The organism is Amphibacillus jilinensis Y1 (assembly GCF_000306965.1).
Classification (GTDB): Bacteria; Bacillota; Bacilli; order Bacillales; family Amphibacillaceae; genus Amphibacillus_C; species Amphibacillus_C jilinensis.
The window spans coordinates 184,174-204,532 of sequence record NZ_JH976438.1 but is presented as its reverse complement, the minus strand read 5'-3'; the positions used below and the strand labels follow the sequence as shown (position 1 = coordinate 204,532).

General features: G+C 38.1%; 16 protein-coding genes and 1 pseudogene. All 17 read right to left on the bottom strand.

Going from position 1 to position 20,359, the window contains the following annotated elements; translation table 11 throughout:
- Positions 1-69: 69 nt before the first annotated feature.
- A complete protein-coding gene (locus B494_RS0113815; RefSeq protein WP_017472977.1) occupies positions 70-798 on the bottom strand; it encodes a LytR/AlgR family response regulator transcription factor in 729 nt (242 codons plus the stop codon).
- Positions 791-2,539 (bottom strand): LytS/YhcK type 5TM receptor domain-containing protein, encoded by a 1,749-nt coding sequence (locus B494_RS0113810; protein ID WP_017472976.1) that lies wholly within the window; start codon positions 2,537-2,539, stop codon positions 791-793. The genes B494_RS0113815 and B494_RS0113810 overlap by 8 nt, the downstream gene beginning before the upstream one ends.
- Positions 2,540-2,989: 450 nt before the next feature.
- Positions 2,990-3,142, bottom strand: a pseudogene (locus B494_RS21735) (IS3-like element IS655 family transposase); the annotation flags it as partial.
- A gap of 163 nt (positions 3,143-3,305) precedes the next feature.
- Complete coding sequence (locus B494_RS0113800; protein ID WP_017472975.1) at positions 3,306-5,321, bottom strand: methyl-accepting chemotaxis protein; 2,016 nt, start codon at positions 5,319-5,321, stop codon at positions 3,306-3,308.
- 163 nt (positions 5,322-5,484) lie between these two features.
- Positions 5,485-5,670: a hypothetical protein gene (locus B494_RS21480; protein ID WP_017472974.1), complete on the bottom strand. Its 186-nt coding sequence runs from the start codon at positions 5,668-5,670 to the stop codon at positions 5,485-5,487.
- A gap of 128 nt (positions 5,671-5,798) precedes the next feature.
- Entirely contained in the window at positions 5,799-6,095 is a 297-nt protein-coding gene (locus tag B494_RS0113785; protein ID WP_017472972.1) for a hypothetical protein, read from the bottom strand.
- Positions 6,092-6,706 (bottom strand): hypothetical protein, encoded by a 615-nt coding sequence (locus B494_RS0113780; protein ID WP_017472971.1) that lies wholly within the window; start codon positions 6,704-6,706, stop codon positions 6,092-6,094. The genes B494_RS0113785 and B494_RS0113780 overlap by 4 nt, the downstream gene beginning before the upstream one ends.
- 240 nt (positions 6,707-6,946) lie before the next feature.
- Entirely contained in the window at positions 6,947-7,486 is a 540-nt protein-coding gene (locus tag B494_RS0113775) for an SMI1/KNR4 family protein (protein WP_017472970.1), read from the bottom strand.
- 20 nt (positions 7,487-7,506) lie between these two features.
- Positions 7,507-9,306: a T7SS effector LXG polymorphic toxin gene (locus tag B494_RS20215; RefSeq protein ID WP_017472969.1), complete on the bottom strand. Its 1,800-nt coding sequence runs from the start codon at positions 9,304-9,306 to the stop codon at positions 7,507-7,509.
- A gap of 240 nt (positions 9,307-9,546) precedes the next feature.
- Positions 9,547-9,810 carry a DUF5344 family protein gene (locus B494_RS0113765; protein WP_017472968.1) on the bottom strand — a complete coding sequence of 88 codons (264 nt, stop codon included), beginning with the start codon at positions 9,808-9,810 and terminating at the stop codon, positions 9,547-9,549.
- Entirely contained in the window at positions 9,810-10,241 is a 432-nt protein-coding gene (locus tag B494_RS0113760) for a DUF5082 family protein (RefSeq protein WP_017472967.1), read from the bottom strand. Before B494_RS0113760 ends, B494_RS0113765 begins: the two co-directional genes overlap by 1 nt.
- Before the next feature lie 28 nt (positions 10,242-10,269).
- Positions 10,270-10,749: a type VII secretion EssA family protein gene (locus B494_RS0113755; RefSeq protein ID WP_017472966.1), complete on the bottom strand. Its 480-nt coding sequence runs from the start codon at positions 10,747-10,749 to the stop codon at positions 10,270-10,272.
- Positions 10,733-13,696, bottom strand: coding sequence for a type VII secretion protein EsaA (gene esaA, locus B494_RS0113750; protein WP_017472965.1), 2,964 nt, complete (start codon positions 13,694-13,696; stop codon positions 10,733-10,735). Before esaA ends, B494_RS0113755 begins: the two co-directional genes overlap by 17 nt.
- A complete protein-coding gene (gene essC / locus B494_RS0113745) occupies positions 13,696-18,171 on the bottom strand; it encodes a type VII secretion protein EssC (RefSeq protein WP_017472964.1) in 4,476 nt (1,491 codons plus the stop codon). The genes esaA and essC overlap by 1 nt, the downstream gene beginning before the upstream one ends.
- Before the next feature lie 10 nt (positions 18,172-18,181).
- A complete protein-coding gene (gene essB / locus B494_RS19455; RefSeq protein WP_017472963.1) occupies positions 18,182-19,399 on the bottom strand; it encodes a type VII secretion protein EssB in 1,218 nt (405 codons plus the stop codon).
- Positions 19,400-19,410: 11 nt separating this feature from the next.
- Positions 19,411-19,710 (bottom strand): EsaB/YukD family protein, encoded by a 300-nt coding sequence (locus tag B494_RS19450; protein ID WP_017472962.1) that lies wholly within the window; start codon positions 19,708-19,710, stop codon positions 19,411-19,413.
- Between the two features lie 68 nt (positions 19,711-19,778).
- A complete protein-coding gene (locus tag B494_RS0113730; RefSeq protein ID WP_017472961.1) occupies positions 19,779-20,072 on the bottom strand; it encodes a WXG100 family type VII secretion target in 294 nt (97 codons plus the stop codon).
- Positions 20,073-20,359: the final 287 nt, after the last annotated feature.

Genomic DNA, 20,359 nt, shown 5'->3' with positions numbered 1-20,359 from the left:
TTTTTATCTAAAATAGGCGAGAAAACTCCCTCTTCGAGCAACCTGTAAGGTTGGTAAGTGAGGAGTAGTTCAAAGTTCTAATTGATCCCGTAAACCTTTAATATAATTTCGACTGACTGGTAATTGATCACTTTCACCCGAAACTTTTAAATGATAAGCACCATTAAACCACGGTGAGATACTTTGAACAAATGTGATATTGACTAAATAGCCCTTATGGATGCGATAAAAAGGATAGGGCTCTAATCGGGCTTCGATTGCTTTTAAGCTCAACTTACTATGATAATGACCAGATGTGGTAACAATTTGCGCATGCTTATCCAAATAATAAATATATTTAATATGATCAGGATTAATGTAGATCGTTTTTTCATCATCATCTACAGCCAGTTTACCAATGCGCTGTTTCTGATTATTTTCCTTTGGATATCGTTTATCCTTAATCCGCTCAATGGCTTGAAGCAGTTGTTTTTCATCATAGGGTTTTAGTAAATAGTCAATGGCTTGATAACGAAATGCTTCAACCGCAAATTCAGGGTAAGCTGTGGCAAAAACAATCAGTGGTGGCTTTTTAAGTCCCGTAATTGTTTTGGCTACTTCCATCCCATTCATGCCTGGCATGTCAACATCCAAAAAGACAACACTTGGCTCTTGATCAATGATTTTGAGAATGGCTTCTTTGCCCGAACTTGCTTCACCAATGACTTCGATATCTTGATCATAACTTAATAAGTATTTTAATTCTTCCCGATTGTACGATTCATCATCAACAATGATCGCTCGAATACTATCACTCATCAAAGCTTCCCTCCAACCTTGGAACAGAGAATGATACCGATGTTCCACGATTTTCTTCACTCTTTATCTGTAATGCTGAAGCATGGCCAAATATCAGTTCTAAACGCCTATTAATATTGTATAACCCTACGCCTGTACCTGTTTTTGAATCTATGATTTTTTTTCCAATACAAGCGAGTTGATCACGAGCAATCCCCTTACCATCATCTTTAATCATGATCTCTACATGATCTAGCATGGTTTTAACTGCGATTAAAATTGAACACGATCTTTCGATATCTTTGATTCCATGTTTAATGGCATTTTCTACAATCGGTTGCAACGTTAAAGGGGGGAGCTTTGTTTGCAAAGCCGTAGCGTCAATATCATAGTTGATTTGTAGCCTTTCCGAAAATCGCGTTTCTTCAATGGTTAAATAGGATTTTATATGACTTAATTCCACTTCAATTGTTGTCATGCGCTGATTTGAGGCCATAATATTTTGGCGGATAAACTGCGATAACGATTGAATCATCTCTCTTGCTTTATTCGGATCCATTCGAATCAAAGCATTGACGGCACTTAGCGAATTAAACATAAAATGCGGACTCATTTGTGCTTGGAGCGCATTAATTTCCGCTTTTTGAGCGAGTTGATAAGCTTCCTCTGCCTCTGATAATTCAATTTGATTGCTTAATAAAACACTTAAGCCACTGACTAATTCAATCGCGGCATTTTTCATATGGTGCTGATCTGCATAATAAATTTTCAATGTCCCGATCGTTTTCTCTCTACTTTTTAGTGGGGCGATGACCGCAAATTTTAATGTGCAATTCGGATGATCACAGTGTATGCCTTTTTTAGTCGTCACATTAATCTTGCCATTATGAATAACCTTTCTTGTCGCTTCCGTTTGAATCGGATCACCTGAACGATGATGGTCACTTCCCTGACCCATATGCGCTAGAATATCAGATTCGTTAGTAATTGCTACTGCAATCGGCTTGGTCTCAGAAAAAAGAATGTTGCAGACTGCTTCTGCTGACTGAGCAGTCAAACCGCTTCTAAGATGCTTAATCGTTTGGTCTGCGATCCGCAATGTTTGTTGCGCATGCGAAGCACCCACACGATCCTCTTTCTCCTGAACACTTTTGATAATGAGTAAAAACAAACCACAACCCAGTCCGTTAGCAATAATCATTGGAAATCCAATCATCTGCACTAATGCGAATACTTGATCAAGCGGTCTGGAGAGGATGATGATCATCGCCATTTGTATCGTCTCTGCTAAGGCACCAAGTAGAATAACGCTCGGGATTGAAGGCATTTGTTTGTATTTTTGGTTGTATAACCCACCTAACAACCCTGCTATAATTGAAGCAAGCCCACACGCTAAGCCCGTATAGCCACCTAATAAAAAACGATGACCGCCCGCAATCAAACCAGCACCTGCACCTACTTTGTATCCACCAAAAATACCAGCAAGCACAACACCAATCACTCGAAAATTAGCGATTGCTTCATTCGCTTCAATCCCTAGGAGTGATCGTTCATACTGAAGCGTATCTAAACTCAGCGCAAAGCCAGAGTACGTTCCAATAATGCCAAACACCCCAAAGAAAACCATCGCTGCGTACCCTTGCTTAGCAGTCATTTTTGGCACCGTTAACATATTGCGTGAAAACTGTAATCGCGTAACGACAAAGGCAATTGTCACAATAATACCTAAGCGCTCAAGCATCATAAATAATATTTCTACCATATGTAACCTTCCCCTCACGAACGTTAAATCATCCAAAAATTAACTTACACTGTTCTCCACCGACCTCTTTCTCTTATACCGTTCATTTTGTAACAAAAACTTCAATCAGTAGCCGTTACAGTTATTTCCCCCATAATAGGTCGCTACCCGAATCAGATTACTACTATCTCTTAAAGGGATGAACGCTACGCTCTATTTTAACCCTAGCGTTTTGGAACGGTTATCTGTGATAAACTTGTCATTGTGTTTATCTTATTTTAACACAGAAGGAGAAGCTATTGGTGGACTGACGTCGTCCGCTATTAAGTCAAGCGCTTGATGATAAATACTGGCCAAACCAGGGGGGTGAGAATCTAATTGGCAGATATGAGCATGCACGTTTGACTTAAATGAAAGTGCCGTATACCGAATGGTACATACGGCGGTGTGAAAGGACGAGAGTTAATCGCTTATTGCAAACGTTTCTAATGCCTGATCAATCAACTGGTTTGCCTCTATCACTGTGAAACAATTCCAGATGATGAGGATTGTATGGGACGGATGCGAAGGCGCGGTGAACTAAGCACTTTTGTGAGTTCCTGCACTGTGACCAATAATTTCATGACCTAGGTAGGTCACTCAACCTTATCAACTTCTTTAACAGCAGATTCAATTTTAATTAAATAATAACGTGCTTTTACCTTTTCTAATTTATTGATCAAAAACCCCGCACCTTCGTTTATGAAAACTATGTGCGGGGTAATATCTATATAAAAAACTTCTATAATTATTCTGATATTTTGAAGTGACTAACCTTCTTTGTTAGGTCTTCTGCGAGTCGAGCTAATTGATCAGCACTGTGTGTCACTTCTTCCATTGAGCCTAGTAATTGTTCCGAGGAAGCAGCTGTTTGTTCAGTACCTGCAGCTGATTCTTGAGAAACAGATGCAATTTCTACAATTGAGTTGCTCATTTTTTCACTATCACCCACAATTTTAGTTAAATGCGTGGATATACTTTGGAACTTGGTTACCATATCACTTACAGCTTGATTAATCCCTGTAAACTTTTCACCCGTGACAGCTATTTGTTTTGAGCCTTGTTCCACCACTTGATAACCATTTTGAAGCGAGTCCATTACATCATTTGATACCTTCTGAATACCAGTGACAATGTTTGTAATATCACCAACGGAAGATGTAACCTCCTCAGCAAGCTTACGGACTTCGCTAGCTACTACTGCAAATCCTTTACCGTGCTCACCTGCCCGTGCGGCTTCAATAGCTGCATTAAGTGCGAGTAAATTCGTTTGTTCTGCAATCCCTTGAATCACTTCAACTAATTTTGAAATTTCTTTTGACTGTTGATCAAGCTTGCCTACTTTTTCAACGGCATCTTCTACTATGCGATAGATCGTATCCATTTGAGCTACGGATTCACCCATTGATTCTTGGCCTTTTTCGGTTTGTTCAATAATACTTTTTGATTCTTTGCTCATTTGTACCGTATTATGACTAGCTTCAGTTACTTTTTTAACAAAACCTTCCATTAATTCAGATATTGTTCCAGAGGTATTGGCTTGTGACTCAGCACCTGAAGACAGTTCCTGCATGGTTGTTGCAATTTGCTTACTTCCTTCAGTCACTTCGTTTGCTGAATGCGTTAAGTCTTCACTATTCCTTGACAAATGATCCGTTGCATCTGAAACACTTTTTATAACATCAATTAATGAACCTTGCATTTTGTCTGTAGCATTTACGAGATCACCAATCTCATCTTTCCTTTTCATAAGCTTTTCAGGCACTTCTTGCGTAAAATCAGCATTGGCAAGTATGTTTAAATGTTTAGATACCTGTGTAATCGGTTTGGCAAGGAAATTCGCTACAAAAAAGGCCGCGGCAATGACAAGCAAGATCGCAGCTGATATAAAAAGCGTTGATAAACGAGTCATAGCATTAACTTCTGCATACACTTCGTCGGTAGGCGCCGTTACTACGACTTTCCATCCAGATTTACCGACAGTGGAAAATGTTGCAATCTTCTCATCCCCTAAGTTATCTGTGTAGGTCACGTGCCCAGTATCGTTCGCTAATATTTCTCCCTCAAAAGCTTGAAATGTTTCCTCGTTTAAATCAAGATCGTTATAATTCTGACCTCTGATGTCCTGATCGGGATGATAGATGAAATCACCATTTGCCGATAATAAAAAACCAAATCCGGTATCGGCAATTTGAATTTTCCCTATCGTATCCGAAAGCACATCCAGTCCGACAAAGCTGGCAATGACACCATTAAAATTATCATCTTGATCAAGTACAGGTACAGCAACAACGATTTGCTCGCTCCCCGTTTCTGCATTTTCAATGATATCACTCACTGCATATTCTTTCGTTTCAGCGGCCTCCTGGAAATAATCTCTATCCTTCAAATTGATACCGGGGGTACGGATATTGCCATCCTTGTTGATAACGCTTGAAAGTTCTACATCTGAATCACTTATTTGCAAATAATCCAGAACAGAATCTATATAGTCGAAGTCCATCTCTTGAAACTCCGGATGCGCATCAAGATTGTTTGAAAGTTGCAGTGCCTTATTGTCAAGCCAATCGCTTAATGAATTCCTATTCATCTCGGCCAGTTCTGTCTGTTGCACCTTAATATTATTTTGTAAAAAAGAACTAAACTGACTTGATTGCAAAACGGCCAAACATAGAAGTGGAATAAGTGCGAGGCACAGCATGCTTAGCATAAATTTAAACTTCAGGGTGCCAAAAAACTTCCTAATATTTCGAATCATATTCATTGCTTCACTCCTCAGTGATGTAGTATGGAACATTTATCCCAAAAAACGATAGCTTTTAGCGCACTATGTTCATCAAAACCTTATGTAATGCGATAAACGAGCACACTTCCATTGATAATGAAGTTAAACGACGTTTTTTGTCAGATAATATTACTATACCTTTTTAAAGCACTAATAAATAGTGTAAAATGGCACCATTTATTGCTCTTGTCACATGGTATTTTACGCTCCCATCAACCGCCAGTGCATGCATAAACGCTTCGAAACTCGATCCTTTTTCTTCAAATGTACACCCTTTCTCAATATAGTTCTCACGATCTTTTTCAATACTTATCAACTGTAAGTTCATTCATACCTTTTTTCCTGTTCTTTCAATTGTCTTGCAAACTCTTTGGAATCATGTTTAACATTTCTTTTAAAACATAAATATAGAGAACCTAAAGTCTGCTGATCTTTAGGTTCTCCCCACGCCATTCTTTATTTCCAACCATAATGCTCTAAAAATTTATTAGGTATTCTTAATTCTAATTGTTCTTGAAGCTCTTTACAAAAAACATCCATATCTGCTTTATCATACCATTCTTGGCTGGTTTTCAATTCAATATCATATTTACCTTGGGATAAACCACAACCTATGCTTCCCCTATTATAACTGAAATTCACAATGTGATAATGATAAGCATCAAATGTAATATTAAAAATTTCATACGGTTCTTCTGTTATATTATAAATTGTAAAATCACCAATTTTATTATCAAAATGCCCTTTAATCAAATTTCTCCAAAAACATAGTATTTCCGCAACTCAAAATAATCATTGTTCTTATTGACCCTCAAATAATTAGTAAGCTCTTTATATATGGGTTCAAATTCCTCAAGTAATTTCACATAATTGTATAAAACAACATAAGCCCTGCTCAATTTAACTTCTTTAACAATATAATCTTTATTATAATATACACTTGCTCTATCGCCATTTCTGTAAAGATTAATATTATTCTCTTTATGATTTTCTATCGAAAAAAAATCATTGTTAATTTCTTGTTTAAATAATTTCTCTACATTGTCTATCTCATTATTTTTAATTAGCTCGCGAATTTTCCTTATAAAGGCTAAATCCTGACAGGGTTGTTCAAAATTACTTTTGCATATAACTATTGCTATTGCTATAGAAAAATCAATATCTTTAACATTTATCTCGGCTACTTGTTTTTTTTCATTTCTTGATACCAAAAAAATGAAATATTTTGAATCATATTCTTGTATATTAACGTGTTGATCAGGTATCACTAAGTTATTATCTACAGGGTGAATTTTTATAGAATTATCCTTTTCAATAATTGAATATTTGTTACTATCAAGGATTTTTTGGAATTTTTCAATCAACTTTTATCACTGTCCCTGCCATATAAAATGTCAACTCGCCTAATTCTCGTTCTTGTCAGCCAATCCAAGTATTAGAATGATACTCCATGATAGTTTAACCAACATGAGTATTGAATTTCATAAATAACATCGTTTACTTTGTTCCTAAAATATAAATCCCTTTATTTTTATAAAAAATGAATAAAAATCTAAAATAAACGGCTATCCCAAAAGATAACCGTTTATTAATAGTTCAAAACTCTATTTGTCGGAGTTGTTTTCTAACTCTTTTAGAAAATCTGGGTCTACCCAAACTTTTTCCACTTCATATCCTTCTACTCCTGGTTCCTTTATGCTATCTCTCTCAATAGAATTTAAAAACTCTTTAAATGAATCTGCAATAAAATACAAATCATTAATAGCTATTTTTCCTTCTTCATATTTAAATTCTTCTTCATGATCCCAAAAATAAACATATCCATATTTAAATTCTGATAGATTTAAACATACCAAATTCCCACCTGCATCTCTTCCTATTGGAATACAAGTATTAGGTATTCTATTTTTATATGCTTCAAATTGGTTTATTAAATCATCGTCTGACCCTAATCCAAACATAGATGTCAAAATAAACTTTTGCTCTCCATTTTTATAATAAGTACTAATGCTATTTTTCACATAGCCACCATTATGATGTCGTAAAAATTCAATGTAATCATTTGGTAACTCGCAACCAATCTTTTCAGAAAATGTAATTAATTCATTTTCATTAAATCCTTTATTTGAAACTATATTAATCATAATACACCTCCGTTATTTTTCTATGGTCTAAGCCCTTTTTTAATCAATGAAGCGCCACCAGTATGTCTTACTTCTCCATGAATATCACTTGGAACCAACATCATTGTCTTTCCATCTTCTACGTGATGCCATGTATATCCTGCTGGAGTATTTTTGAGACCTAGTGCCTCATTAGCTTTTTTGAAATCATAATAATGGTCGCCGATTAATCCTTTTATTTCTAAATTAGCTTTTGAATACCGACTAAAGTCAGGAAAACCTTCTTTAGAAAACTTGACCCCTTCAGGATACTTTTTGCCTAAATCACCACTTAGTTTATAGACTTCTCCTGCATATTTTTTATTTATTATTCTGACCCCACCTAAAGCATTACCCGTACCTTTACCAACATTCCCACTACCCACACGCTTCGAATAAACAACATCCAACTTCTTGTTGATATGTCCACTATCCATTACACGCATCGGTACGTCTGGAACATTACCTGCGAAGGCGGGCTGGACTTGGTTATTGCCAAGCCATCTCTGTAGACCACTTTGCTTTTGACCAAACGAGCGGAATGTGTTGTTGGAACCGCTGATCAGGTTCATATTGCCGATTTTCTGCATCGTTTGTTTGCCTAGGTATTTGCCTTGGCTGGCGATGCTTGGTGCAAATGGGAGACTGGCAGCGATGCCCGTGCCAAGACTCGCACTGCGCTGTTCGGCTGTTAACTCATTGCCAAAAACATCTTTGCCTGTGATATATTCTGAGAAACCATTGGCAGCAGCTAAACCGTAAAGCCCCATCTCTGCCTTTTGAATCGCCGAAAAGGCGCCAGCTGTTTTATAGATATCTAAGCTGGTATTAACCGCTTTGACGCCTTTGGCCGTCGCGTAGATGCCTTTACCACCTTTGATCGCTTTGCCTGCCCAACCAACAAACGGGATAAAACCAGCAGCGGCTAGACCTGCATACGCAATCCGTTGACCAGCTGTATATTCGACGCCAGTGACCGGATCGACCCCTGTAGAGGCTCGGATGGTGTCGTAATAGCCGGTCACTTCACCAACAAAGGTTTTTGTTCCGTCCCAAAGCACTTCATACCACGCACGGTCTTGCAGTTCTCTTGCATGGGCTTGTTCTTGTTTGTACGCGAGATATTCGACTGTGTAAGTTTCGGCATCCTCAATATTTTTGTAGACCTCACTGTTCTGGTAAGCATTAGCGTCAAAATGTATCGTTGACACGTCGCCACCTTGCATCGTTGCTAACAGGAGTTGATCAAATAATGCCGCCATAAATTGCTGTTCAACTAAAGAGGTCTCATACTCTTCGGCTAAGACACTATCGACATCCTCAACCGCCTCAATCGTTTCGACGCGTTTCTCATGCAAGTCACTCATCTGTTGATCAAAATGCTCTCTTGAAAACGGCCGAAGCGTCATGATGTCTTCGATCTCACTAAAGATCTGTTCTAATGTTTGGTGTTGATCACTGACCATTTCATCTGCCTGGACTTCGCGTTGGGCGAGGTCTTCACTTAAAAACTGGTTATCTACTTTTGTTTGATCACCTAATTCAAAATCAGATAGGGTACCGGATACGCCCTCGAAAAAGGCAATTTGATGATCGATAAAACGATACCAGGCATCGATCACATCTATTTGTCCTTGATAGAAACCTTTAATTGCTTCAGCCCCTCGCCCTTCAAAGCCATCTAATTCGACGATTTCTTCAAAGGATTCGCGAAGCTGTTCAAATTGGTCTCGATAATCTTTATAATGCTTGGCTCTTGCTTCCATTGTATCACTTAATCGCTCTGCATTTAACTGTTTCATCGGATTAACCTCACTTGGATAGAAAATAAAACGAACCTTCAAAACGTGGGTGTTTTCGTTTTCCCCACTGGTGGAACACAAGTTAACGTCTTTGCGGCGTGCGAAACGCTTGTGTGACCAACATCCTGTTAGCCCTAGTGAATTAGACCATGAGTGTCCGTTATCGCTTGCTTAACTAATTTCAGCTCGGCCCTCTATTTTGTGGCGAGCGATTGACGGACGGTTATCTGCGATAATACACTACCGGATGATCGATGCATCTTGTTGTTGGATTAAATCAATATTTGCCCTCGTGTCTTCAAGGTTATACATAGTCACTTCTAAGTAGACATTAATTAAATCATTGATATCGCGCTCGCGTTCTTTAAATTGTTCAGCATAAGTTAAATGATTGCCCGTTAATTTAGAATTAGGTGGAGCTTTAACCGAAAATGCTTCTATATGGCGTTTACATTGCTCAATTTTCGCAACAACTTGTTGATGATTCAGCTGTATCGTTGGCATTAGAAGAAAAGCTCCCTTCTTATATGACTAATTTTGCTAGACACTTCATCGTAAACTTCTTCACCGAAATCGAGTAGTCGATTCACTTCACTGGCAATATTGTTTAACGCATTTAATCCCGAGCGTTGGAGCTCTAGTGAATTGATTTTCGATTGAATCGTTGACTGATATATATCATAAGAGTTGTTACCAATTAACAACATTACTTGATAAACATCTTCTCGCTGTTCTTCAAATTGATTCGCTCGATCACCTACCCAACTATTCTGTAAGTCCGGCTTCTTTAGCTCTTTAATTTCTTGTAAAACCGTTTCTTGTTCTGTCTGAACCTTAAGTTTAGCCTGATTTAGTCGTTCAATTCTTTCGTCAAGATTATCTGTTCTTAAATTTATTTCGTTTTGCAAGCCACTTATCGAAGACCAAAAACTCATATTTACCACCCCTTTATTCGTCATAAGATTAATCTTGTGCTGTCGATTTGTAATAAATATAAAGAGTCACACTTAAACCCAAAATTAATAAGATGGACGCTACTGCCAATAATAACAAGAAGGACGGCGCATCACTACCCGTTTCGTTAGTGGGTTGCTGTGTAGCCACTGATACCGGTTCATTAAACAGATCTAATTCAAGTGCTTGATTGGTAATCGTATGCGTTGCTGTCGTCGAAGAAAGGAAAAGCTGATCAATTACCGTATCTTGATCAAATCTAATATTTCCCTCAAAAGACAACGATCTCTGCTCTTCTGATATTTCACCAATCGGTTGAGCAGCACGACGACGAATCAATTCCGTCGTCCGCTCTCTTCGCCCTTCATATTGGTTTGGGACTAAATCATCAAAGTTAAATTCGACATCCGCCTGTAAATCAGGTAACGATATAAACAAAACAGTAATTATCACTAACATTGAGCCTAATAATCTAAGCGGTTTGTTCATCTAATCTACCTTCTTCATTGTTAACCAGTCGATGACGTTCAATGAAAATTTGGGCAGTAACTAATAATCCAAGTAATAATGCTAAAACAATCATGGCTGTTGGAAATAAGGAACGGCCACTATATTGCATCGACATGTACACACGTGACATCGGGTCGGTGAAACTAAAGTTCGGTGTCGTTAGTGCTAGCAGCGGTGTAACAAAAAATCCAACCATACCTACCGCAATAAACCAACCAAACAAGCGGTGCAAGGTGAATGCCACTGTAACCATGGCTGAACTGACAAACAATAATAAAATCGTGTAAACTGTCCATTCAATCATGCTAGACTCAGCTAATTGATAGATATTTAAACCAAATATACTAATAATAAAACCAACGAGCGTATTTAATAAAACAAAGAGTGTCACCCTTAACCATATTGGCATCATCGTAAAATAGTAGCTCAAATAACCAATCAATAAACTTGCTAGCAATACACCAAACAGGATCACCACTGGTGGGACACGGGATTCTGTCCGCTGAGTCGTTGTTGAATTCGTCAATTCTAGCGGACGCGCTAGAAAATCATAGACATCATCGTTTGATTGTCCATCAACAAATGTATTTCCTAATACTGAAAACACATCATCTCGAACATATTCAGTTGTTTCTACATTAGATGACCACTTTTGATTTAATGTATCTGCATCACTTTGAACCGAAGCGACCTCGCGTTGCAAGTCATCCGTGTATGATGTAATCGTTGATTGACTATCTTCAGTCACATCTAACCAAGTATGAATCGAGCCAAATTGATCATTAATTTGCATTTGATTTTGAACAATCGGTTCATGCGCTGTTCCTGTTTCTGGTGTAGGTGTTTGACTACCTAATTGTGTCTCTGGCTGCTGAATTTGTTGTAAAATCGCTTCAGCATCTGTTCTTACCTCTGTTAAACTTTCTGTCAAATCAGCTTGATTTTCTTCGATCACAAGTTGATAGTCAGCCATAAATTGCGTGAAGCGATCTTCTAGTGCCAACAAACCATCACGTGTCGTCGGTAAATCATCAGACAGCGTATCCCAGTACCGCTGTTCTCTATTCGTTACCCGTAAGATCTGTTCCATTTGGTTGTTTAAACCTGAATGTTCCATGACGCGTGTTTTAATTTCATTATCATTCTCCATCCGGATTAAAACCGCTTCATATTGATCAAGGTATGCATAGTAGCTTAATAGATCAATAACTTGGCCTGTATACAATGGTTGATCGAATAGATCACTCAATGCTTCACGTCTACGACTCGACAATTGATTCGATCTTAAAATCGACGCTTCTTTCGCTTCAATTTCTTCAATAATATCTGTTAAGCCACTGACATAATAGTCAAGTTGTTCACGTAATTGGTGATTAACATCAAGTAACGCGTCAGCATATTCTGTTAAGCGTTGCTTTTCTTCAAGTAAACTTTCCTCTGCACCACTTAATTGCTCCAACTCATCTACTAATGCTTGATTTGCTCGTGTAAGTGATTCAATTTGTTGCAACACAAGTAGTTGCGCATCATCTTTTTCTGTTAACGTCGTTTGAATCTGTTGTATATCGACTAACATCGCCTCTAAATGACCTTGCAGTTCAAGTAAAGGATCAGACAAGGGCTCAGATTGATTGTCAATTATATCAAGCATCAACTCAATCTGTTCTTCAATATCTTCAAGCATCGCTAGCTCATCTTCAAAAGATGGCAAATCTGGATCTTCAAGTTCATCTTGTTCCTGTCCTGCTTCCGTTTCTTGCTCTTCACCATTTTGGTCTTCTTCATCTTCTTCGAAAATTGGATTGTCATCAGGAGGATCAAGGATCAATAATTGCTCATCCTCACCTAATACTGTGCGCAAGCCAATAATCTCATCTTGATAGCGATTTAGCGCGGTTGTATCGACAAGTTGTTGATAATAATCCAAAACACGGCTTTGATGGTTAAAAAGATCGTCTGTTTGGTCACCGACATGTTGGTACCGGTAAGACTCTAAATTCGAAAATACTTCCTTATTTTTCTTGATATTATCTTCCAATGTCCCCATATCACCAATCATTTCTGTTTGATGATCATTTAATAATTGTTGCTCTTGTTGAAAGGTTGGTAATTGGTTTTCTGTCGCTGTATCAATTTGTGCAATAGCATCAGCTTGGATATCAGTTAGTAATTGCTGTTGCTGTTCTTGATAATCTTCATATGCATTAACATAGTCAATAAATTGCGTTAATTGATCAGTCACTTGATCAATTAGCTGTTCCTGATCATTTTGTTGCCCGCTCATGTCTTCAATTGAACTTTGTAATCCATTGATCATCGTTTGTTGTTCTGTAATTTGAGTAGCTAAATCTTCAGAACTTGGCTGATAGAAAGCAAGCATGGTCTCTTGGAAATCTAATTCTGCCTGTAAGATCCGATCAAATTGGTCCCGAACGTCTTCCATATCAGCTGACACGTAGTACCAATACAGTTCGGTAATACTATCATTGGTTCGGTTAATGACGCGTTCCACTTCACGTTGCGCGCGTTGGGCGTTCACGGTGTTCAATTGATCTTGGAGACGGTAATCAAAATTTATTTTTGTTGGGTTTGCTTCGTCATAACGCATCACATTAGCCGAGAAATCTGACGGGATGTAAACAATCGCGTCGAATTCCTGTGATTGCAAACCATTTTCAGCAGCACTTCTACCTAAAACACGCCATTCATACGAAGATTCTTCCTCAAATAAACTAAGTATTTGCTCACCTAATCGAATCTCACTACTGTCTGTTTCCAGACCGCCATCTTCATTGACAACTGCAATGGTTTGCGTTGCGTTTTGCCTTTCTTGCATCGGGTTGTCACCGATTATCATAAAATAACTAACGGGTGCCGCAATAATCACAAGTAAAGCAGCAATTAATTTAATCATGTCCTTTTTCATTAGGATATACTCACCTTCTCTCTTTCAATCGAAACATATGGAATTTGGAGCCGGACTTCTTTGCCATTCTCTACAAAGTAACCGTAGCCTGTTTGGAAATCCGGTTCTTTCCGTTCATATGCTAAATTAAATAACGTTTGATCTGTCTTTTTCATTAATAAAATCGCTTGACGAACTTGTTTTATTTCAACAGTTAAAGGATCAAAGCCTTTCGTTAACTCGTTGTTATTTCCGGAGACAATCAACTGGAAACCTAAATGACTATAAGATTTGAGCAGTTGTACGATCCGTTCTTGAACACGATTATCAACCATCCGTAAAAATCGAGCGTAGCCATCGATAATAAAAGCAGACGCTTCAAATTGTGGCAATGGCTGTCCCGAGCTCACCGCTGACAGATAAGCTTGTTCTCGCTCTTTAAACATTGCTTCTGTTTCATCTAACCACTGCTCAATCGCTTCTTTAGTCTCAATATAATTTACTTTTTCATGTTGAACCAAATAAGAGAAGCCACGATCGATTGAATCAAATAATGTTAATCGATCTGACGTCGTAGTAAGTAGCTGATTAACGATATGACGCATCACATTTGTCTTACCACTTTGGCTCCCGCCGATCACCAAGCAATGATTGATTTTATTCAAATCGAGCATAATTGGCTTCACGAGCTCTTCATGTAAACCAATTGGGATGACGCCTGGTCGATCGTCTTGTTTAACGAAATCTTTGAAATGCTCTGTCGTTAAGTTTTTCGGAAGCATTGGAATCGGATCTGGCTGAACAGCATCGTGATAACTATGATTGATCTGTTTAATCTCAGCCTTCAATTCCTCTAATTGCTGGTAATCATCTTCTCCATCAACAGGTAAGACCACTTGTGCTAAATAAGGATCTGACATTTTTACGATCGCACGACCAGGTACATTTTCTAAGGCAAATGGCACCCTACCTAGCATCGCATAACCTTCAGTCGGATCGAGTAAATAATGAACAATTTTAGTTTTCAAATTATTCATCAATGCTTGTCTTACGGCATTGACACGCGTTGAAGAGATAATAAAGTATATCCCTAGTGATTGACCATCTCGTGCAAATTGATTGATCTGAGTCTCTAAATCTTGCAGTTCATCTTTAACAACATCAAAGTTATCAATCGTGATAAACCATAGCGGAATTGGCTCCTCAGACAAATGGTTGAACATCTTAATCGTGCTAACCTCAAACTCTTGAAATAGTACTTTCCTTCTACTCATTTCATTTTGAATTAAGCTAACGAGTTTATTTAATTTCTTTTCTTCATCAAGTAAGAAATAATCTGCTGTGTGAGCCAATTGTTTAAAAGGTAAAAGTCCGCCATTACCAAAGTCCATTAAGTAAAAGTGCAATTGATCTGGTCGGTAAAGACGAGCGAATTGCAAGAGTAGCGTATAAATCGTATACGTTTTGCCATAACCAGAAGAACCAAAGATGCCAATATTTCCATCCGCCATAGGTTGATAGCCGATTGGCGTTTGACTTTGTTTTTCTGGTTCATCAACGATAGCAAAGATCAACTCCTCTTGCGTCGAAGGTTGCTCAATGTTATCAAAGTATAATCGCTCAGCCAACGGCGGTAGCCATGGACTCGCTAACTGTTTAAAGCCCATTTCCTTATGAACAGCTTCAATTTTATCAACGACTAAATCCATTTCTGTTCGCACTTCATGACCAGACCCTTGGGTAGTTGAAAGCTCTGACAAAGGTACGAGTCCCAGATCAGTGACTAATGCGACCTCATCTTCATTCGCTGAGCTCTCATCTTGATAAGGGGCACCACTCCAAGCAGACTGAAACAATTGATAGACCTCATTACTCCCTACTTGTAAATAGCCACGTCCAGTCACTGTCAGTGCAGCTGCATCAGCATTTTTTAATATTTCTCGACTATCCTCAGCATTTTGCACTTTAAGGGCCACTCGAAAACGGGCATTGCTCCAAATTTGATCATCAATCACCCCGCCTGGCTTTTGTGTCGCCAAAATGAGATGGACGCCTAAACTTCGCCCAATTCGGGCGGCACTAACGAGTTCTCGAATAAAATCGGGTTCTTCTGTCTTTAACTCAGCAAATTCATCAGAAATCAAGAACAAGTGTGGCAAAGGTTCACGTGTTTCGCCTTGTTTAAATAGCTTCGTATAATCATTGATATGATTAACTTGGTATTGATCAAATAAGCGCTGACGTCTTTTTAGCTCACTTTTAATAGACGCAAGTGCACGTGCACTAAAGTTCTTACTTCCTTCTATATTAGTAATCGTCCCTAATAGATGGGGAATATGACGAAACGGCTGTGCCATTCCTCCCCCTTTATAGTCAATTAATAGAAACGCGACTTCATAGGGATGGTAGTGAACGGCTAATGATAAAATATACGTTTGCAAAAACTCACTTTTACCTGACCCTGTTGTTCCCGCTAATAAACCATGCGGCCCATGGGCTTTTTCATGCAAATTAAGTGAAACAGTATCTTTCTTTCCCTTTAGTCCAATGGGCGTGGCTAATGATTTAGCAGACGCATTGGTCAGCCAATTTTCCTTAATCGGTAATGCGTGGATATCTTGAATATCAAGCATTTCTAAAAAAGAGACGCGTTCTGGGATTGAATTCGTCATCCCAACTTGGTGATCGAGTGTTCTTAATGTGCGTGCATACGTTTCATTATCTTTTAATTGGTGTTGGTCGAGTGTAAATGGGATTTGTACAGCACGCTTATTCTCGATCAAAATATCACCTTGATTCGCATTAATATAACGAATTAACGTATCGATATGATTTGAAAAACTTTCTTTCGCTTCAGCTGCAAAAATAACAGATAAGCCCAAATCTTGATGCTCACCTTCTAAATATTCTAAAATAACGTGCTCATTAATGAGCTCTTGATTAATAACAATAAATAGAAAATGTGGTTTAAATCTGATCTTTTCCTTATCTTCTTCTAAATCGCGTTCGCGAATCCACTCGTAGATAGATGTCAATAATTGATCACGCGTTCGTTCATCATAAATAAACCCTTTAGCATAAGACTGTGGTAATTGGAAATGTGGCAAACGTTTTAGCCACTTCCACTCTGGGTAGTCTTTTTCATCAAAAACCAATACAAAGCGTAAATCATGATAACTATGGAAGAAAGCAAGCTGACCAATAATCTGATGCAATTCTCGTTTCCATACCGACTCTTTACCAATTAAACCAATCGCTCCATCAGCTAAGTTGGCCGTGACAGGTAAATTTTTCAGTTCACGATATGTACGTTCCAATAATTGTGATTCTTCTAATAGCTCATCCATCTCTCGATTTGACATATCTGCGGCATTAACCGTTATTTGGTAACTAGATGGTACAGTTCCTGTCCCTAATCGGAATTGAAGGAAGTCTTTGCTGTCGAGTGTTCGTTCCCAAATCCGATCAGATACTTGTGCTGTCAAATACTTCATCCGCTCAAACGTAGGAAAATGAAATTGCATGACAAAGCGTTGCTTGTCTGAGACAGCTTCTAATTCTGTTCGTTTCTCTTCTAAATAGTTAGAATAAATCCGTTTGCGCTTTTCTTCTCGCTCTGCTCTTAGCCTCTTATCTTTAAAATATTGTACCGTTGATGTGACTAATGTCGTCATAAACATAACAACGGACACTAACATAAAGATCCCACGCGGAATCAAAATCGCAATTAATGACATAATGATCAACATCATTAACGGCGGTAACACAATCATCCACAAACTTTTGCCTGTATGATCGGGCTCTTGCCCTGGTAATGAAAATTTCACCTTATTATCAGGTAACTCATAGATCATCCGAGGTGTTCGACGATAAACAGGGTAGCGTTTCTGCATTTCCGACTGCGGAACAACCATCTCTTCTAACTCAACATCGACGAAACGAGGATGTCTTATTTCAAGTACATCCTCTTCAACAAAAGCTAAGTGGAAGCGTTTATATACGATCTGATCACCAACTTGATAATGGATCTGGTCAGCACATCTCTTCCCATTTAAATAAAGATAAGCATCATCGTTATGCAGCTGAATCAATTGTTGCTTCGGATAAATGGTAAAAGGAGCTGTTGAATCATACGTCTGTTTAACGATTGCTTGTTGCTCAGTCGATCCCTTCTCTATGAGGTGAATTTCCTTAAGTGGATCGACATAGTAACTAGCGTTCGTTAGCCATTCATTTTCCCAATAAACATATAACTTCCCATTGATACATGGTAGCGTCTGTTCTTGTCCATGTTCGAGCTCAACTGTTTCTGCTAAGCTTGATGACTCAATCATTAAATGCCCTTGGTCTGTACATATTAATGAAAAGGCATCTTCGTCCTTTAATTCCGTCAAAGTCACCGCATGTTCCAACTCTGGACCTACAGTTATTTTTTGTTTAACTTTTATCGGGTAGTAGGTGAACTTGTCTTGGTCATATATTGATACAATCCCCATGTCACACCTCCTAACTTGACTCATCTTCGGTCAGTTCTTCTTCTGGGTCTAATTCAATATCACTTTCCTGTTGTTCCTCTATTTCACGTTGATAGGCGTCAATTTCTGTTTCAATTTCATTCAATTGTTGTTGGCGCTCATCACTTGCCAATGATTGATCAGCTCTGACTAACTCTCGCTGTTTAATAAGTGCATACAAAATCAAGTCGCGATCTTCAATAAAGCGTGCCGTTTCAAGTGCTTCTTCTGACGCCCCACGACCGATATTAATCCAATACTCGTAATAGAGCTGATCAGATTGTGGGGTGATTGTATTGCGAATATTTTGCCGTTGATCTTCTGTTAAAGATTCCGTCATCACATAAGCATACGCTAATTGATATTGCGTAATCTTTGGTAATTGATCGATTTGATAGGATTGTAATGTCGAAACAACTTCACTATATGATTGGTTCAAAAAGCGACCATGTGCCTCGGTAATATTGGCTTGTCTAGGTCCGATAATAAAAATAGAATAGAATGAATAAATTAAGACCGGTATGAGTAATATTATCGTTAACCATAACCCGTAGCGATAGCCCTTCCACTTTTTAAGCGGGACTTGTTTCACTTTGCCTGCTTGCTGATCCTCTTGCTTCATCACCAGTTCAAGAATGGATTCTAAATCAGACCATGTACTGGCAGCGAAGATATCCTTAACCTCTTTTGACAACTTTAATGTTTGATAATGTTTTAAGTAACGTTCGAAGGTAAAGCTTGGATCAACCAGATAAGCAAGCATTGCCTTTGTTTCTAACAAACACTGTTCATCTTCTTTCTCATATGGCGGTAAACTCTCCTGCACACCATAATGAAGAAAATACGGTGATAATCCTTTGCTAATCACTAAATTTTCAGGACTGATTACGAGATGAAGTCTGGACATATGATGATTGTTAATTTTATCAATCAATTGATAGCCAACCACGCATCTCTCTTTTCTTGTCAAACGTTCACAGTCATGATTATAGTAACTTCCTGGTTTGATTTGATAAGTAATCTGTAATTCATCTTGACCCATATCAATCTGCCGATTAACCTTATCATCGATCGATGATAGAAAATTAATTTCAGCTACTTGATCAAGCTTTATCGTTTCTTTTTGAAAAGAAAAAACAACTTGATCTTGTTTTTGATCAATGCTTGCTTGTATTCTCTCTTCAAGATAGCTTCTGTTCTCATCATTCATGATTATTCTCCTTATTGATCACCGTTTAATCCCATCACCAAATGGTTTTGCTTCATTGGCTCATTCTGATTGGGAATTATTTCGATACAATCACCTGTTGTAATTCCTGCATCAACCAATCTGATATCACTGGTGATCACCTTATCCTTATTCAATACCCTTATCCAAGATGTAGGATTGGGTTTATCTAACGAATCCATCGCTTGACCGACGATCTCGATCACCTTCTTAACGGTATGGTAATCCGATAAACGAATATCAAGTTCAGGTTGATCAAATGGTTTTAAACTAACTGTAATTTCAACATACATTTAAAACACCTCAATGTAGGAAAGAGCCCTCATCAAAGATAAGCGCTCCTTCACTGTTTCATTCATTTTTAGCTGCGAATTTGACTTGCGACTTGCTGATCAGCATCTTCTAACGCTTTAGCAGAGCTGTTCAATTGTAATGAAATGTCTTCTAACAATTGTTGCATTTCAGTAAACGAAGGTCGTAGTGATTGATACTGCTCACTAAAAGCACGACTCGCTTGCCCTTCCCACATCGTTTCTAATTCTTGAATCATATTATCTAATCTGGTAATTTGTTCACCGACTTGACTACTCTCACTACTATAACGATTAGACATGCTAACTAATTCTTCTGGCGTAACGCGAATCATTCCTGCCATATTATCCACTCCTTTTCAATGTCAATACATATAATTCCTTTTATACGATTCTATTTTACATGAATTCTCGCGAAAAAGAATAGAATATAGCAAAAACAGGAATTTCAAACCAGACCAGTATTCATTTTTAGGACTAATCGTTCATAAAAATTGATTTTTTATATGCTATTTTCTTACTATTTTTTAATAGATGCATTTTTTTATCAAACTAAAGACTGATATTTAAGCGAATTCCATCGTCATAAGACATTTGAACTAGAAACAGAAAAAGTCCTCTTGATTAAGTA

Excerpts from the sequence above, each read along its gene's own strand:
- essC (WP_017472964.1), bottom strand. The coding sequence starts at position 18,171 with ATGGGGATTGTATCAATATATGACCAAGACAAGTTCACCTACTACCCG.
- B494_RS0113730 (WP_017472961.1), bottom strand. The coding sequence starts at position 20,072 with ATGGCAGGAATGATTCGCGTTACGCCAGAAGAATTAGTTAGCATGTCT.
- B494_RS0113765 (WP_017472968.1), bottom strand. The coding sequence starts at position 9,810 with ATGCCAACGATACAGCTGAATCATCAACAAGTTGTTGCGAAAATTGAG.
- B494_RS0113810 (WP_017472976.1), bottom strand. The coding sequence starts at position 2,539 with ATGGTAGAAATATTATTTATGATGCTTGAGCGCTTAGGTATTATTGTG.
- B494_RS20215 (WP_017472969.1), bottom strand. The coding sequence starts at position 9,306 with ATGAAACAGTTAAATGCAGAGCGATTAAGTGATACAATGGAAGCAAGA.
- B494_RS0113755 (WP_017472966.1), bottom strand. The coding sequence starts at position 10,749 with ATGAACAAACCGCTTAGATTATTAGGCTCAATGTTAGTGATAATTACT.
- B494_RS19450 (WP_017472962.1), bottom strand. The coding sequence starts at position 19,710 with ATGTATGTTGAAATTACAGTTAGTTTAAAACCATTTGATCAACCTGAA.
- B494_RS21480 (WP_017472974.1), bottom strand. The coding sequence starts at position 5,670 with ATGAACTTACAGTTGATAAGTATTGAAAAAGATCGTGAGAACTATATT.
- B494_RS0113760 (WP_017472967.1), bottom strand. The coding sequence starts at position 10,241 with ATGAGTTTTTGGTCTTCGATAAGTGGCTTGCAAAACGAAATAAATTTA.
- B494_RS0113815 (WP_017472977.1), bottom strand. The coding sequence starts at position 798 with ATGAGTGATAGTATTCGAGCGATCATTGTTGATGATGAATCGTACAAT.
- essB (WP_017472963.1), bottom strand. The coding sequence starts at position 19,399 with ATGAATGATGAGAACAGAAGCTATCTTGAAGAGAGAATACAAGCAAGC.
- B494_RS0113800 (WP_017472975.1), bottom strand. The coding sequence starts at position 5,321 with ATGAATATGATTCGAAATATTAGGAAGTTTTTTGGCACCCTGAAGTTT.
- esaA (WP_017472965.1), bottom strand. The coding sequence starts at position 13,696 with ATGAAAAAGGACATGATTAAATTAATTGCTGCTTTACTTGTGATTATT.
- B494_RS0113775 (WP_017472970.1), bottom strand. The coding sequence starts at position 7,486 with ATGATTAATATAGTTTCAAATAAAGGATTTAATGAAAATGAATTAATT.